This window comes from Chitinophaga rhizosphaerae, assembly GCF_003958645.1.
Lineage (GTDB): Bacteria > Bacteroidota > Bacteroidia > Chitinophagales > Chitinophagaceae > Chitinophaga > Chitinophaga rhizosphaerae.
This window is the reverse complement of sequence record NZ_RXLO01000001.1, coordinates 323,066-338,283: the sequence shown is the minus strand read 5'-3', so window position 1 is coordinate 338,283 and position 15,218 is coordinate 323,066. Positions and strand designations below refer to the sequence as shown.

Annotated in this window: 14 protein-coding genes; 10 read left to right on the top strand and 4 right to left on the bottom strand. The window is 53.9% G+C overall.

Annotated features, from left to right (window positions below):
- Positions 1-47: 47 nt before the first annotated feature.
- From EJ361_RS01295 to EJ361_RS01260, 8 genes are all read left to right on the top strand, one after another.
- Positions 48-1,406: a pyridoxal-phosphate dependent enzyme gene (locus tag EJ361_RS01295; protein WP_126243537.1), complete on the top strand. Its 1,359-nt coding sequence runs from the start codon at positions 48-50 to the stop codon at positions 1,404-1,406.
- Between the two features lies 1 nt (position 1,407).
- Positions 1,408-2,184 (top strand): helical backbone metal receptor, encoded by a 777-nt coding sequence (locus EJ361_RS01290; protein WP_126243536.1) that lies wholly within the window; start codon positions 1,408-1,410, stop codon positions 2,182-2,184.
- Positions 2,185-2,349: 165 nt separating this feature from the next.
- Positions 2,350-2,787, top strand: coding sequence for a QcrA and Rieske domain-containing protein (locus tag EJ361_RS01285; protein ID WP_126243535.1), 438 nt, complete (start codon positions 2,350-2,352; stop codon positions 2,785-2,787).
- Positions 2,788-2,963: 176 nt separating this feature from the next.
- Positions 2,964-4,031, top strand: a complete 1,068-nt coding sequence (gene fbaA / locus EJ361_RS01280) for a class II fructose-bisphosphate aldolase (RefSeq protein ID WP_126243534.1) — start codon at positions 2,964-2,966, stop codon at positions 4,029-4,031.
- A gap of 128 nt (positions 4,032-4,159) precedes the next feature.
- Entirely contained in the window at positions 4,160-5,005 is an 846-nt protein-coding gene (gene accD, locus EJ361_RS01275) for an acetyl-CoA carboxylase, carboxyltransferase subunit beta (RefSeq protein WP_126243533.1), read from the top strand.
- Between the two features lie 54 nt (positions 5,006-5,059).
- Positions 5,060-5,500, top strand: coding sequence for an SsrA-binding protein SmpB (smpB, locus tag EJ361_RS01270; RefSeq protein ID WP_126243532.1), 441 nt, complete (start codon positions 5,060-5,062; stop codon positions 5,498-5,500).
- Between the two features lie 96 nt (positions 5,501-5,596).
- A complete protein-coding gene (locus tag EJ361_RS01265) occupies positions 5,597-6,742 on the top strand; it encodes a tetratricopeptide repeat protein (RefSeq protein ID WP_126243531.1) in 1,146 nt (381 codons plus the stop codon).
- Positions 6,743-6,794: 52 nt separating this feature from the next.
- Positions 6,795-7,235 carry an META domain-containing protein gene (locus EJ361_RS01260; RefSeq protein WP_126243530.1) on the top strand — a complete coding sequence of 147 codons (441 nt, stop codon included), beginning with the start codon at positions 6,795-6,797 and terminating at the stop codon, positions 7,233-7,235.
- Between the two features lie 80 nt (positions 7,236-7,315).
- Here EJ361_RS01260 and EJ361_RS01255 read toward each other — a convergent pair whose 3' ends face one another.
- From EJ361_RS01255 to EJ361_RS01240, 4 genes are all read right to left on the bottom strand, one after another.
- Positions 7,316-9,493: a peptidase domain-containing ABC transporter gene (locus EJ361_RS01255; RefSeq protein ID WP_126243529.1), complete on the bottom strand. Its 2,178-nt coding sequence runs from the start codon at positions 9,491-9,493 to the stop codon at positions 7,316-7,318.
- A 51-nt stretch (positions 9,494-9,544) separates the two neighbouring features.
- Positions 9,545-10,690: an HlyD family secretion protein gene (locus EJ361_RS01250; protein WP_126243528.1), complete on the bottom strand. Its 1,146-nt coding sequence runs from the start codon at positions 10,688-10,690 to the stop codon at positions 9,545-9,547.
- Between the two features lie 88 nt (positions 10,691-10,778).
- The gene (gene rnhA / locus EJ361_RS01245; RefSeq protein WP_240646513.1) at positions 10,779-11,243 is read right to left on the bottom strand and encodes a ribonuclease HI; all 465 of its coding nucleotides are present in this window, start codon (positions 11,241-11,243) and stop codon (positions 10,779-10,781) included.
- A gap of 84 nt (positions 11,244-11,327) precedes the next feature.
- Positions 11,328-12,965, bottom strand: coding sequence for an acyl-CoA carboxylase subunit beta (locus EJ361_RS01240; protein WP_126243526.1), 1,638 nt, complete (start codon positions 12,963-12,965; stop codon positions 11,328-11,330).
- A gap of 445 nt (positions 12,966-13,410) precedes the next feature.
- Here EJ361_RS01240 and EJ361_RS01235 point away from each other — a divergent pair, with 445 nt between their 5' ends.
- Both EJ361_RS01235 and EJ361_RS01230 read left to right on the top strand, forming a co-directional pair.
- On the top strand, positions 13,411-13,878 hold the full coding sequence (locus EJ361_RS01235) for a DinB family protein (protein ID WP_126243525.1): 468 nt from the start codon (positions 13,411-13,413) through the stop codon (positions 13,876-13,878).
- A 149-nt stretch (positions 13,879-14,027) separates the two neighbouring features.
- Positions 14,028-15,215, top strand: coding sequence for a DUF1624 domain-containing protein (locus EJ361_RS01230; protein WP_126243524.1), 1,188 nt, complete (start codon positions 14,028-14,030; stop codon positions 15,213-15,215).
- Positions 15,216-15,218: the final 3 nt, after the last annotated feature.

Sequence of the window (15,218 nt, the reverse complement as noted above, 5' to 3'; positions counted from 1 at the left end):
CATCATTCGTCCAATTACCTTAAATTCGTTTCCCAAGCACCAAGAATATGAAGTACTGTGAAAATATCCTCGAAACGATCGGCCATACCCCACTGGTCAAACTGCACCGCGTAACGGCCGAACTGCCCTGCCCCGTATTCGCCAAAGTAGAGTTCTTCAACCCCGGCAACTCCATAAAAGACCGTATGGCACTGAAAATGGTGGAAGAAGCCGAGCAAAGGGGGCTGCTCAAGCCCGGCGGAACAATCATCGAAGGCACTTCGGGCAATACCGGGATGGGCCTGGCGCTGGCGGCCGTTATCAAAGGCTATAAATGTATTTTCACGACTACCGACAAGCAATCCAAGGAGAAAGTGGACATCCTCAAGGCCGTGGGCGCCGAAGTGATCGTATGCCCCACCAACGTGCTGCCCGAAGATCCGCGGTCGTATTATTCGGTATCTGCCCGCCTGGCGCGCGAAATCCCCAACAGCTTTTACGTTAATCAATACGATAACCTCGCCAACCGCGATGCGCATTACGAACAGACCGGCCCCGAAATCTGGGAACAGACCGCGGGAAAGATCACCCATCTCGTAGTGGCCACCGGCACCGGCGGCACCATCACCGGAACGGGAAAATACCTCAAGGAACAAAACCCCGACGTGCAGATATGGGCGGTAGACAGCTACGGATCGCTGCTGAAGAAGTATTTCGATACCGGCGAAATCGATATGAGTGAAGTGTATCCTTATATTACCGAAGGCATCGGTGAAGATTTCGTGCCGAAGAATTACGACATGAGCGTGATCGACCATTTCGAGAAAGTGACCGATAAAGACGGTGCGGTAATGGCGAGAAGGATTTCGAAAGAAGAAGGGATTTTCGTGGGATATTCCGCCGGATCGGCCGTGGCAGGGCTTTTGCAACTCAAAACACGCTTGAAGGCAGACGATGTGGTAGTGGTGATCTTCCACGATCACGGATCGCGGTACGTGGGGAAAGTATATAACGACCAGTGGATGATGGAACGCGGGTTCCTCGACGTAAAAACCGTGCGCGACGTGGTGAATGGCCGCCGGAACCTGCCACTGGTAACGATTTCGCCGGACGATCGCGTGAGCGAAGCCATCGGTAAAATGAAAAAGTTCGACATCGAGCATTTGCCCGTGCTGCAGGACCGTGAACTGATCGGCGCCCTCTCCGAAGGCGGGTTGTTCAGCAAACTGATCGATCAGCCCGACCTGAAAGAGCAGCCCGTGCGCATCGTCATGCAGAAAGCCTATCCCGTAGTGGCGATGGACACGCCTATCGAAAAGCTCACCGTATATATCAACAAGGAAAACGGCGCCGTGCTGACGCAGGACGATTCCGGCAATTATCATATCGTCACCAAATACGACATCATCCAGGCACTGGGGAATTAGCATGCGGTATACAGATCAAATCGGGCATACGATTTCGCTGGATGCGCCACCGGTGCGCATCGTGTCGGTGGTGCCGTCGCAGACGGAGTTATTGTACGACCTGGGGGCCGATGTAACCGGCATCACCAAATTCTGCGTGCATCCGGAATCATGGTTCCGCGAAAAAACACGCGTGGGCGGCACGAAGCAATTGCATATCGATAAGATCGCGGCGCTGCGGCCGGAACTGATCATCGCCAATAAGGAAGAGAACGAGCGGGCGCAGATCGAAGCCCTGGCGCAAAGGTTCCCCGTTTGGACGAGCGACATCCATACGCTGGAGGAATCGCTCGAAATGATCTATTCCCTCGGCGAAATCCTCGATAAAAGGACAGCGGCCGGTGAAATCGCAGGCCGGATCAGCGGGGGATTTGCCGCTATCCGTCCCCTCTACCCTTCCGTTCCCACGGCCTATTTCATCTGGCGCAACCCGTGGATGGTGGCCGGTGGCGATACTTTCATCAACGACATGCTCCGCAGATGCGGGCTGCGCAACGTTTTCGAAGACCTGCGAAGATATCCGTCCGTTACGCTTCCCCAGCTGGCGGCAAGCGGCGTGAAACGCGTGCTCCTCAGCAGCGAGCCCTATCCTTTCAAGACGAAACACATCGATGAAATCCGGGAATACCTGCCGGATGCGGAGATCGCACTGGTAGATGGAGAAATGTTTTCCTGGTACGGCAGCCGGCTGATGCATGCGCCCGCTTATTTCAACGGGCTGCTGGACAAATTCCGTTAACCCTCCCCGGTATCCAAAAATAATTTCACTACATACAACGTACTGCCAGCAAGGGTTTCATGCTGACAGGCGCTCCACCTCCCCTCGTTCCCGGAATGATTTTCCGGGGACAGGCAACCGCTTGGCGAAACGCGCCGTAACCTTTTCCGAACAACTTTATGCAATATGGAAAGAAGAGATTTTCTGTCCGGCATGGGCGCCACGCTGGCGGTGCTCTGCGCAGGCGGTTTGGCGGCTTGCGGCGGGAAGGGTGACGATCCTGCACCGGTGAACCCTCCCGGCGGCGGCGGTGGCAATGTTAAGCTGACCGTAAACCTGGCCAACGACCTGACGGCTGTAGGCAGTTTCATGATCGGAAGCGGCGTAGTGCTGATACGCCTGGCTGCGGGCAATGTGCCCGCGTCTTTCGCAGCGTTTACCAGCACCTGTACGCACATGGGCTGCACGCTGTCTGCCTACAACGCCGGCAAGATCGTTTGCGGCAGTACCTGCGGGCACGGGAGCCAGTTCAATACCGACGGTTCCGTAGCCAATGGGCCCGCCACCAACCCGCTGCCGAAATACACCGTGAACATCAATGGAACTACCCTGACCGTTACCTGATGCGCTGGAGGGCCGGATACTCCGGCCCCTTTTTCCGTCGGCAATCCAAACGAATTTGCGTGCCCAAATGAATGAAAACAACGCCGAACGCCTGTTTCAGGCCATAAGTTTAGAGAAATCTAAAAATTGAAATGCCTATATTTGCTTTCCTTTAAAATTTAAAAGTTACATCGTCTATGGGAAAGTACAAAGCCGGCGTATTATTCGGCGAAGAGCTGGAAGCGCTCTATAAGGATGCCAAGGATAGCGGATATGCCATGCCCGCGGTAAACGTGGTAGGCACGGATTCTGTGAACGCCGTTCTCGAAACCGCCGCAAAAGTGAATTCTCCGGTGATCGTCCAGTTTTCTAATGGCGGGGCGCAATTCTTCGCGGGGAAAGGGATGCCGAACGACAAGCTGCAGGCCAATATCTCCGGTGGTATCTCCGGAGCGAAACACGTACATGAAGTAGCCAAATACTACGGCGTTCCCGTAGTGCTCCATACCGACCATGCCGCCAAAAAATGGCTGCCCTGGATCGACGGGCTGCTGGACGCTGGCGAGAAGTTCATGAAAGAGAACGGCCAGCCCCTTTACAGCTCCCACATGCTCGACCTGTCGGAAGAGCCCATCCACGAAAACATCGAAATTTCGAAGAAATACTTCGAAAGAATGAATAAACTGGGCATGTCCATCGAAATCGAACTGGGCGTTACCGGCGGTGAGGAAGACGGCGTAGATAACTCTGGCGTTGAAAACTCCCTCCTCTACACCCAGCCCGAAGACGTGGCCTATTCCTACGAGCAGCTGAGCCAGGTTGGGTCCCGCTTCACCGTGGCCGCCGCTTTCGGCAACGTTCACGGCGTGTATAGCCCCGGAAACGTGGAACTCCGCCCTGAGATCCTGAAAAACAGCCAGGAATATATTGAGAAAAAATTCGGCACGGCCGCCAAACCCGTTTACTACGTGTTCCACGGCGGTTCCGGCTCTCCCAAGCACCAGATCACCGAAACCCTCGGATACGGCGTTATCAAGATGAACCTCGATACCGATATGCAATGGGCGTTCTGGGAAGGCATCCTTAAATACTACAAAGACAAGGAAGGCTATCTCCAGACCCAGCTCGGCAACCCCGACGGTGCAGATAAGCCCAACAAAAAATACTACGACCCGCGCGTATGGCTCCGTAAAGGCGAGGAATCTTTCGTGAAACGCCTCGAAGAAGCTTTCACAGACCTCAACTGCATCAACCGTAACGCATAATTTACAGGTTGTTATGATATGTTAAAGCCCCCTGATACATTCAGGGGGCTTTTGATTTACGGAAAAATTTAATTTTATCGTATCTTGCACCACTAATCTTTAATCTAATTACTTAGTACACATTCTGTATGAGCTGGTTTAAGCGAATTAAACAGGGTATTTCCACCAGTACCAGTGAGAAGAAGGAGGCACCGGACGGTTTATGGCACAAATGCCCGAAATGCAAGAAGACGACCACCATGAAGGATCTGAAAGCGAATCTTTACGTTTGCGATAAGTGTAACTATCACAACCGTATCAATTCGCCCGAATATTTCGAGATCATTTTCGACGATAACAATTTTGAAGAGCTCTTCACCAATATCTATCCGAAAGACTTCCTTGGCTTCAACGATCTGAAACCTTATGGCGACAGGCTGAAAGACGCCCAGAAGAAATCCGGGCTCTCCGACGCCATGCGCACCGGCGTGGGTACGGTGAACGGCAACGGGCTCGTAGTGGCCTGTATGGACTTCAACTTTATCGGCGGCTCCATGGGCTCCGTGGTGGGCGAAAAAATTGCCCGAAGCATCGATTATTGCATCCAGCACAAGCTTCCGCTGATGATCATCAGCAAATCGGGCGGCGCCCGCATGATGGAAAGCGCGTTTTCGCTGATGCAGATGGCCAAAACTTCGGCCAAGCTGACCCAATTGGCCGCTGCCCGCCTTCCCTACATTTCCTTGATGACAGACCCCACCACCGGTGGCGTTACCGCGTCGTACGCCATGCTGGGTGACATCAATACCGCCGAACCCGGCGCCCTCATCGGTTTCGCCGGCCCGCGCGTGATCAAGGAAACCATTAAAAAGGACCTGCCGGAAGGGTTCCAGAGTGCGGAATTCCTCCTGGACCACGGCTTCCTCGATTTCATCACCGATCGTAAAGAGCTGAAGAACAAGCTCGGAACATTGCTCCAGCTGTTCAAACACTAAAAAGATATTCCCCGGCCGGCTGCCCTCGCAGCCGGCCCATTTGTAACCCTCAACATGGCAGAATTAAGAAACAGATCGGCTTATTTTGAATACGCGATAGAAGATAAATACATCGCCGGAATGGTGTTGACCGGAACCGAGATCAAATCCATCCGCGGTGGAAAGGTGAGCTTTAACGACAGCTTCTGTTACTTCTCCAAAGGCGAACTATTCGTCAAAAGCCTGCACATCGCCGAATACAAATTCGGCACCTACGCCAACCACGATCCCCTTCGTGAACGTAAACTCCTGCTCCAGCGGAAAGAATTGAAAAAACTGGAAAAGAAAATCCAGGAACGCGGCTACACCATCATCCCCCTCAGGATGTTCATTACCGACAAAGGATTGGCCAAAATGGAAATCGGCATCGGGAAAGGTAAAAAGCTGCACGACAAGCGCGACAGCATCAAGGCCCGCGAAGTGGACCGCGAGCTCCGCCGCAATTTCAAAATCTGACCCAGCTATGGTAAAACCATCTTGATTTTCCTTTTGTTATCCGATGGGAATAATTTGGCGTGCCGTTTGAATATATAAGTTCGTAAACACAGCTATATGTTGAAGTATCTCCGTTACCTATCCGTATGCCTGCCGGCTGTTATCCTCTTTGCCTGCAAATCCGGCGAAAAACTGTATAACAAGGGCCGTTATTCCGCCGCGGTGGAAGCTTTCGTGAAAAAGCTGCAACGCCGCCCGCAAGACGAGGCCTCCCTCCGGCTCCTCCCCGCTGCATATGATGCCGCCAAAGATTTTTATGAAGGCCGCGCCAAACAGGCGCTCGCTTCCAACAATCCCCTCAAATGGGAAGACGTCAAGCATGAATACCGCTCCATGCAGGCGCTCTATAACGTTATCCGCAGCTCCCCCGCCGCCAGTTCGGTCGTGAAGCCCAAAGATTACAGCGCCGCCATCGCCGCTTCGGGCGAAAATGCCGCTGAAGTCCGTTATGACAGGGGTATCCAGCTCCTGGACGAGCGCAATAAGGCCGCGGCCAGGCAAGCTTATGACGAGTTCGACGCCGCCCTCCGCCTCAGCCCCAATTTCCGCGACGCCGCCAGCCTGAAAGAACAGGCCTACCAACTCGGGCTCGTGCATGTAGTAGTGAGCGAAATCGACGTCCGTTCCTCCTACTTCCAGTTTTCCGCAGACCAGTTCCGCGATGCACTCGTCCGCAACCTGGAAGACCGCCGCATCAACACTTTCGTGCGGTTTTACGATGAAAGAAGGGTGCGCGGCGAAAAGGATTTCCAACCCGATCAATACATGGAAATGCGGTTTATGGATTTCGTGGTAGGGCAAACCTATGTAGACCGCTCCCAGCGCGAAGTTTCGAAAGTAATCCAGGTGAAGGGCAATAAGCCCGACAGCACCGGTAAATATCCCATGGTAGACATCACCGTGAAAGCCACCATCTTCGTTACCAGGAAAACGGTGGAATCCAGCGGCTTGCTCGACTACCGGATCATCGATGTCACCAATGACCGCATCCTCCGGCAAGACCGCCTTCCCGGTTCATTTACCTGGCAAAACCAGTTCGGCACTTTCCGTGGCGACGAGCGCGCCCTCAGCGATGCCGACAAGGGCCTCATCCGCGGCCGCGACATTCCCCCGCCGCCCCCGCAAGACCTTTTCCTCGAACTGACCCGTCCCATATACGACCGGTTGGCGCGGGACCTGCAAAGTTTTTACAGCCAGTATTAAAAATGTAACTTTTTAAGGCCGGCATTGTTATAGAGAGAGAAAAAGCGACGATATGAATAGAATACTGACTTTTTGCACCGCACTGGCCGCAACGGCTTTCATGGCGGGATGTTCGAACGCCAACAAAGCCACGGGCGGCACCAACAACGAAGCCGACCTGTATAAAACCTGGCGGATGGTGGAAGTGGACGGCCTGCCGGTAGACACCGCCGGCCTCATGCGCCCCGCGGAGCTGACATTCCAACAGGCAGACAGCCGAGTGCATGGTTCGGCGGGTTGCAACATGATCACGGGAGGCTTCAAGCTGGAGGCACCCAACAAGATCTCCTTCACGCCCATGGCGGCCACGAAAATGATGTGCATGGACAAGATGCAATACGAAGAAAAATTCATCGGTGTTACCGATAAAATAAAAACATGGACCGTAGTCGACGGGGTGCTGACCCTGGGAGACACGGATGGCAAGACACTTGTCAGGCTGATGGCTAAGTAAAAGCCTGACTGATTTGGACATCGGAAGGCCCGCGTTATGCGGGCCTTTTTTTATTGCATATGGATGAAAAAACGGGATGATCAGGCCAGCACCGCCTGGTGATGATGCCACAGTTTCGCATATACGGAATTGTTGGCTAACAGCTCGGAATGCGTCCCCTCTTCCACCAGCTTCCCTTCCTGCAGCACTACGATTTTATCCGCACTCACGACCGTGCTGAGCCGGTGCGCGATCACGACGATCGTTTTACCCTGGTCTCTTAGTTGCTGCATCGCTTCCTGCACATATTGGTCCGAAACGGAGTCGAGGGACGATGTGGCTTCGTCGAGGATGAGTACCTGCGGGTCGCGGTAAAGCGCGCGCGCAATGGCGATCCGCTGTCTTTGTCCACCACTGAGATTGACGCCATGTTCCCCCAGCGGTGTATTGAAACCTTCGGGCAGTTTTTCGATGAACTGGAGGATGCCCAACAGCTTGCAGACGTGGAGCACACGCTGCACATCCGGTTCAAATTCGCCAACAGCGATATTCTCCAGCACCGATCCCGCGAAAAGATCGATCTGTTGCGGAACGGCAGACACCTGCCTGCGGAGGCTCTCGTTGTCGATATACCGGATATCCAGCTGGCCGATGAGAATGCTTCCTTCCATTAACGGGTAAATATTTTGCAAAAGCGCCATCAGCGTAGATTTCCCGCTGCCGCTCTCGCCTACCACCGCTGTGATCCGGCCGTGCGGAATATGCAGATCGAAATGCTTGAAAACCTCTACCCGCGTGCCATAACGGAAACTTACCTTTTGGAAATGGATATCTCCGATCATTTCAGGTGTAAGCGCAACTTTGTTGGCAGTTTCCTCCTGCTCGAGGTCCATGATCTCAAAAAGGCGGTCGGCCGCAATCAGCGCGTCCTGCATGCTGCGGTTGGCCCCGATGAGGCTCATCGCCGGCCCGGTAAAATACCCGATTAGCGCGTAGAAAGACAATAGTTCGCCCGGACTGAGCTGCCTGTCCATCACGAAATACGAGCCCGCCCACAGCAGGATCACCACAAACGCATTGGTTACGAAGCTACTGGCGTTGCCGAGGTATAAATTGGTGACGGAAGACGAAAAGATCGTTTTGAGCAATCGCACGAAACGCGCTTCCGTTTTGATATTGGCGAATTCTTCCAGCCCGAAACGCTTGATGGTGGCCACGGAATTCAGTGATTCCACGAGCTGGCTCCCCAGTTCGGCGTTGTCTTCCATCAGCTTGCGCTGCATTTTTTTATTGACCTGGTTGCTGATCCAGTAAATGAGGCCGTAAACGGGCAGGATCGACAGTACCAGGAGCGCCAGTTTCCAATAATAGGTAAACATGAGCGCGAAGGAAAAGAACACGATGAAGACGTTCACCACCAGCCCGATCGCCACATCGTTGATGAATACACGGATCTTCACTGCATCGTTGATCCTGGAGGTGATCTCACCCACCCGCATCGTATCGAAGAACTGCTGCGGCAGGCGGAGCAGGTGCTTGTAGTAACCGAGGATCAGCTGCGCGTCTATCTGCTGGCCGGTTTTCAGCGCAAAAACACTTTTGACGTGCCCGATGAACAGTTGCAGCAGTAAAATGAGGATCATGATGATACCGAGGAGGTTCAGGAGATTGCGGTTCCCTTCCACCAATACGTTGTCGACTATTTTCTGGACGTAAATGGAAGTGGACAAACCCAGTACCGTATAAATGATCGCCCCGAACAAAGCCTGCGCCACCACGGTGCGATGGGGCCGGAGGAGGAACCAGAACCGCGCCAGGTGCGACGTCCGCTCGTTGCCTGCCCTGAAATCGTCTCCCGGCATGAGGATCACCAGTACGCCGGTCCACATTTGTTTGAATGTATCGTGCGGGATATGATGGTATTGCCCGTCTGCCGGGTCCATCACCGTCACATCCGTTTTGGTGACGCGATAGATCACTACATAATGATGCAGCACGCCTTTCACGACCACATGTGCGATGGCGGGTTTGGGAATATTGTACAGCGCTTCGAACGGGCCTTTTACGCCCTTTGCCTGGAACCCCAGTCGGGTGGCGGCTTCCACCATGCCGAGCACATTGGTGCCTTTGCTGTCTGTAGCGGCCAGCTGGCGGATGCGGGCAACGGGGATTTCGAGGTTGTAGAATGCCGCGACCGAAGCCAGGCAAGTGGCGCCGCAATCGCTGAGGTCCCGCTGGCGAACGCGGGCGCTTTTCTTGAGTCGGGTGTTGGTGGACATGGTGCAGTATTTTCCGGTCTGGACGGGCTTTTCCTGTCTGGCTGGGATATGTTAGTGCTTCGCGATAACGTTCGGGTTCATCCAGTCGTCCGTTTTATCGTACAGGAGCTGGAACAGGCTGCGGCGGGTAAGGAGGAACCTGGCCTGGAGGGTCATCCCTTTTTTCAACTGGCCTTTTATGCCTTTGGCGGTAGCTACTTCCGTGGCGGCAAATTTGCAGCGCACCTTGAATACAGGCTGGTTGTCGACCAGCGTGAAGTCGTTATCTACACGCTGCACCGTTCCTTCCACCGAGCCCCATTCGTTATAATTAAAGGCATCCACCTGGAAACGGACGGGCATGCCGGCTTTGAGATAGCCGATGTCTTTGGGGCTCACGAGGCATTCGGCTACGAGGTTACTGTCTGGACTGATAATGCCGATCATTTCCCCGGTTTGCAGGTATCCGCCGGGGTATTTTCCGTTGAATTGCTGGATGGTGCCGCTGACGGGGGCCTTGATGAGATTCCACTCCTTCTGTTTTTCCAACTGCTCGGCGTCTGCCTGCAGCCGGTTGCTTTCCATGCGGAAACGGCTAAGCTCCTCCGCCCAGGCGCTTCGCTGCTGCTGAACGGCCGAGCGGTAGAGGGTAACGGAGCGGTCGTATTCGTATTGCTTGTCGCGCAGCTCCTTTTCGGCCACCACTTTGTCCGCGAACAGCTTTTTATACATCTCGAGATCGCGGGCGAGCTTGTCCATCGTAGCCTGTTGCTCGCTGATGGCGGCCATGAACCGGCTGTATTGCTGCTGGTAAAGGGCCGTCCGCGGAGCGCCGCCGCCGGTGGAAAGGCGCGCCAGGTCGGCGATATAGGCTTCGCGCTGTTGCAGTTCGAAAGAAGCCTGGGATATTTTACTGTTGGAAATATCTTCCTGCAGGCGGAGGATGAGCTGTCCTTTTTCGACATACGAACCTTCGCGGACCAGCACTTCGGCGATGGTACCGGAAACGAGGCTGCGCAGTTCGTTCTTTTCCGCAACGGGCCGCACGATGCCGGCGGATTTCACGGAAACGTCCACATAAATAAACGGAAGTGCCAGCATGCATACGAGCACTGCAAGCAAAACGGAAGTGTAGATCATCTGGGATCGCACCTGCACGCGGGGTAACCACGACATGGCAGAATGCTCGATGACCGCTACGGGAAAAATCTGAGGCATGGTCAGGATTCAAGGTTCAAGTTGAATGCCCGACGGTTCAAATAGTTAATTGCTGTAAGACGAGACTAATTTACTATATTTTCCGGAATTATTCTCCCTGTTCGTAACCGGTATCTACGAGGAGGTTGCCGCCATCTGCGGCAGCGGTGGCCAGCTGGTCGCAGCGGTTGTTTTCGGGGTTGGAGGCATGGCCCTTGACCCAGTTGAATTTGACCTTATGTTTGCGGTAAAGCGGGATGAAGCGTTCCCAGAGGTCGCGGTTTTTCTTGTCTTTAAACCCGATTTTGACCCAATTCCACAGCCATCCCTTTTCGACGGCGTTCACGAGGTACTGGCTGTCTGTATAGATCTGGATGGATAGCCCGTCGCGGGTGAGCGCTTCCAGCGCCACGATCACCGCGAGGAGTTCCATGCGGTTATTGGTGGTCATCCGGTAGCCGCCCGACATTTCACGGCGGATGTTTCCCCAGATCAAAACGATGCCGTATCCTCCCCTTCCGGGATTTCCCCTTGCCGCGCCGTCTGTATATATGATCAAATGCTGATTCGTCAAAGCCTGTTTTTTTAAGGGAGCAAAAATAATGGAATTATGCATCAGTCGATGGCGGAATTCCATCAGGCGCGCTTCCCGTCCCGTCTACACCTGTATCACGCCCGTTCGGAAAGCCTCTTCCACCGGCGCGAAGTCCGCCGCTTCGAGGCACCTGGCGATCGTTTCACGGGTTTTCCGGGGATCGATGATCTCGTCGACCCACAGGCGCGCCGCGGCGTAATAGGGCGTAGTCTGGCTGTTGTACCGGTCGGTAATTTCCTTCAGGAGCTTTTCTTCGGCTTCCTGCGAGATTTCTTCGCCCCTGGCTTTCAGCGAGGCTACCTGGATCTGGAGGAGCGTTTTCGCCGCCTGTTCGCCGCCCATCACGGCGATTTTGGCGTTGGGCCAGGCGAAGATGAAACGGGGGTCGTAGGCTTTGCCGCACATGGCGTAGTTGCCAGCGCCATAAGAATTCCCGATGATCACGGTGATTTTGGGGACAACGCTGTTGCTCACGGCGTTCACGAGCTTGGCGCCGTCCTTAATGATGCCGGCATGCTCCGATCGGCTGCCTACCATAAAACCCGTTACGTCTTGCAGGAAAACGAGGGGGATTTTTTTCTGATTGCAGTTCATGATGAAGCGGGCGGCCTTGTCGGCGGAGTCGTTGTAAATTACGCCGCCCATCTGCATTTCGCCTTTTTTGGTTTTAACCATTTTCCGCTGGTTGGCCACGATGCCCACGGCCCAGCCTTCGATACGGGCATAACCGCAGAGGATGGTTTTTCCGTAATCTTCCTTGTATTCTTCGAACACCGATCCATCTACGATCCGTTGGATCACTTCGCGGACGTCGTAGGATTTGGAACTGTCGGCCGGAATGAGGCCGTATATTTCATCGTTACTTTTCTCCGGCGCTACCGGGGCGATACGATCGAACCCTGCGGAGGCGGGTTTGCCGATGCGCGATACGATGTGGCGGATGCGTTCGATGCATTCTTCGTCGGATTTGAATTTATAATCCGCGATGCCCGAAATTTCGGTATGGGTAACGGCGCCGCCGAGTGTTTCTGCGTCGATATCTTCTCCGATGGCGGCTTTCACGAGATACGGCCCTGCCAGGAAAATGGAACCGTTACCTTCGACCATGAGCACTTCATCGCTCATAATGGGCAGGTAAGCCCCTCCGGCCACGCAACTCCCCATAACCGCCGCGATCTGCGTGATGCCCATGGCGCTCATTTTCGCGTTGTTGCGGAAGATGCGGCCGAAATGTTCCTTGTCGGGGAAGATCTCGTCCTGCATGGGGAGATATACGCCCGCGGAATCTACCAGGTAGATGACGGGCAACCTGTTTTCCATGGCGATTTCCTGCATGCGCAGGTTCTTTTTGCCGGTAAGCGGGAACCAGGCCCCGGCTTTCACCGTCATATCATTGGCCACGATCATGCAGAGGCGGCCGCTCACGTACCCAAGTCCCGCTACGGTTCCGCCGGCGGGGCATCCGCCGTGTTCAGCATACATGTCGTAGGCGGTGAAAGCGCCGAGTTCGGTGAACGTGCTGTTTGTATCGATCAATTTGGCGATTCGTTCGCGGGGCGTGAGCTTGCCGCGCTGGCGGACTTTCTCCAACGCCTTCTTCCCTCCTCCCTGTTCGATGACCGCCAGTCTTTGTTTCATGGTGCTGACCAGCAATTTCAAATGATCTTCGTTCCGGTTGAATTCCATCTGCTGAATATCCATAATGTGGCTTTGTTTAGAGATTCAATTTAAGGGAATTTGGGGGAATAGGTATTAATCATGTCCTTCATCCCACCGAAAGCCAACAGCCAATACAAAAATAAACAGATAGGCTTCCCCATGTAATGAAAAATGCCGGGAGACTGAAAACCGCGCAATGCGACGCAGGGAAACTTCGGACGCACATAAACACAGCCGACTATGTGCATGTAAATGGCGTCACCAATCTGGATGTCGATCGCGCAGCCGGACAACCGTTGCCGGCTTCGGAGCGCCATGCCGAAACCAGCACGATTATCAGGAGTAAGGCTGTTTCAAAAAATCTGATTTTCAGGGCATAAGGAATGTTTTTCCGCTATTTGTCATCATATCTAAAGTAGTGTTAAATTTGAACAGTCCGTGGCAGGAATGGAACATAAATTGTACGATTACCCTAAAATCTAACCATATGTCTTTACCCATAGTACTGTCTGAAGCCTTGCAACACATATACCAGGGCCAGCCCTGGCTCGACGTCACCTTTATGGAGCACCTCCGGGAGCTCGATGCCGCGCAAGCCTCCCGCCGTTTCGATACTTCGCATAATATCTGGGAACTGGTCAACCACATCATTTTCTGGCATCAAAACGTAGACCGCAAACTGAAAGGTGAAAAACCGGAGCAGGAAGGCGATCTTCCGGACTTCTATTTCCCCGAAAACCACGGAGAAAACAACTGGCAGGCCACGCTGCAGCGGCTCGAAAATTCCATCACGCATATGGCAGAAACGATCCGCAATTTCCCGGAAGAAAAACTCTATTCCAACGTAGCCAATACCCAGCACAACGCCTATTATTATATCCAGGGCATATTGCAGCACGCGGCCTATCACCTCGGCCAGATCGTCCTGATCCGCAAGTACGCCGAAAGCGAATAAAAAAACGCCGCTGGAAAACGGCGTTTCTCCTAGGAAATGGTTAAAAGTACCGTTACCGGTATCGAACACGAATATATATAATTAATTTAAAATACATAGGATTGTTTCACGCGATGGAAATTGGTTATATTCGGGTATAATACTATGCCATGGAACTCCAAAACCCCGCCCGTGAACGGGTCTATTCCATCGACGTGCTGCGCGGCATCGTGATGATCGTGATGGCGCTTGATCACGTCCGCGACTTTTTCCACGCAGGCGCACTATCGTCTGACCCCCTGAATCCGGAAACTACACATACTGCGCTGTACCTCACCCGTTGGGTGACGCATTTCTGCGCACCGGTTTTCGTATTTCTTTCCGGCATGTCGGTGTACCTGATGAACGGCAGAAAAACCAAAGGCGGGATCAGCAAATTCCTGCTAACGAGGGGTTTGTGGCTGATTTTCGTGGAACTGGCGATCGTTTCGCTGGGACTGTCGTTCAACCCGCTGTACAATATTTTCTTCTTACAGGTGATCTGGGCCATCGGCATCAGTTTCGTGATACTTTCGTTGTTCGTGTACCTGCCCTGGTGGGCCGTTCTCGCTATTGGCGCGGCCATCACCCTGTCGCACAACATCCTGGATTTTTACGAAGCGCAGCCGGGCTTCCAGCCTTCGCCCTGGTGGGCGTTGCTGCACCGGCCGGGTGCTGCGTTACCGCTGTTTCCGGGGCACATCGCGCTGGTGCTGTATCCATTCCTGCCCTGGGTGGGCGTCATGTTCCTGGGTTATGGCTGCGGACGGGTGTTCGCGGGCGATGTTTCCCCGGCGATACGGCGCTCGGTGCTGCTGACGGCGGGCCTGGGGATGGTGGGCCTGTTCTTTTTCCTGCGGGCGCTGAATGCGTATGGCGATCCTTTGCGCTGGGATGCCTGGCCCCATATATCGCAGACGGTTTTCTCCTTCTTCAACGTTCAGAAATATCCGCCGTCGCTGCTGTATACCTGTATCACTATCGGACCGGGGCTCCTGGCGCTGGCGGCGCTGGAGCATGCCCGCAACCGGTTTACGGCCGTTTGCAAGGTGTACGGCAGTGTGCCTTTCTTCTATTACGTCTTGCATTTCTACCTGATCCACGGGCTTACGGTAGTGGCGTTTTTCATCAGCGGATATGGTACAGACCAGATCGCAGACCCGAATTCGCCGTTCCTGTTCCGCCCAATCGATTTCGGGTATCCGTTACCGGTAGTCTACGCTATCTGGATTTTCGTGGTGGCCGTTTTGTACCAGCCCTGCAAGCGGTTCGCGGAATACAAGCGCAGCCATCGCCAATGGTGGCTAAGCTATGTGTAGGGA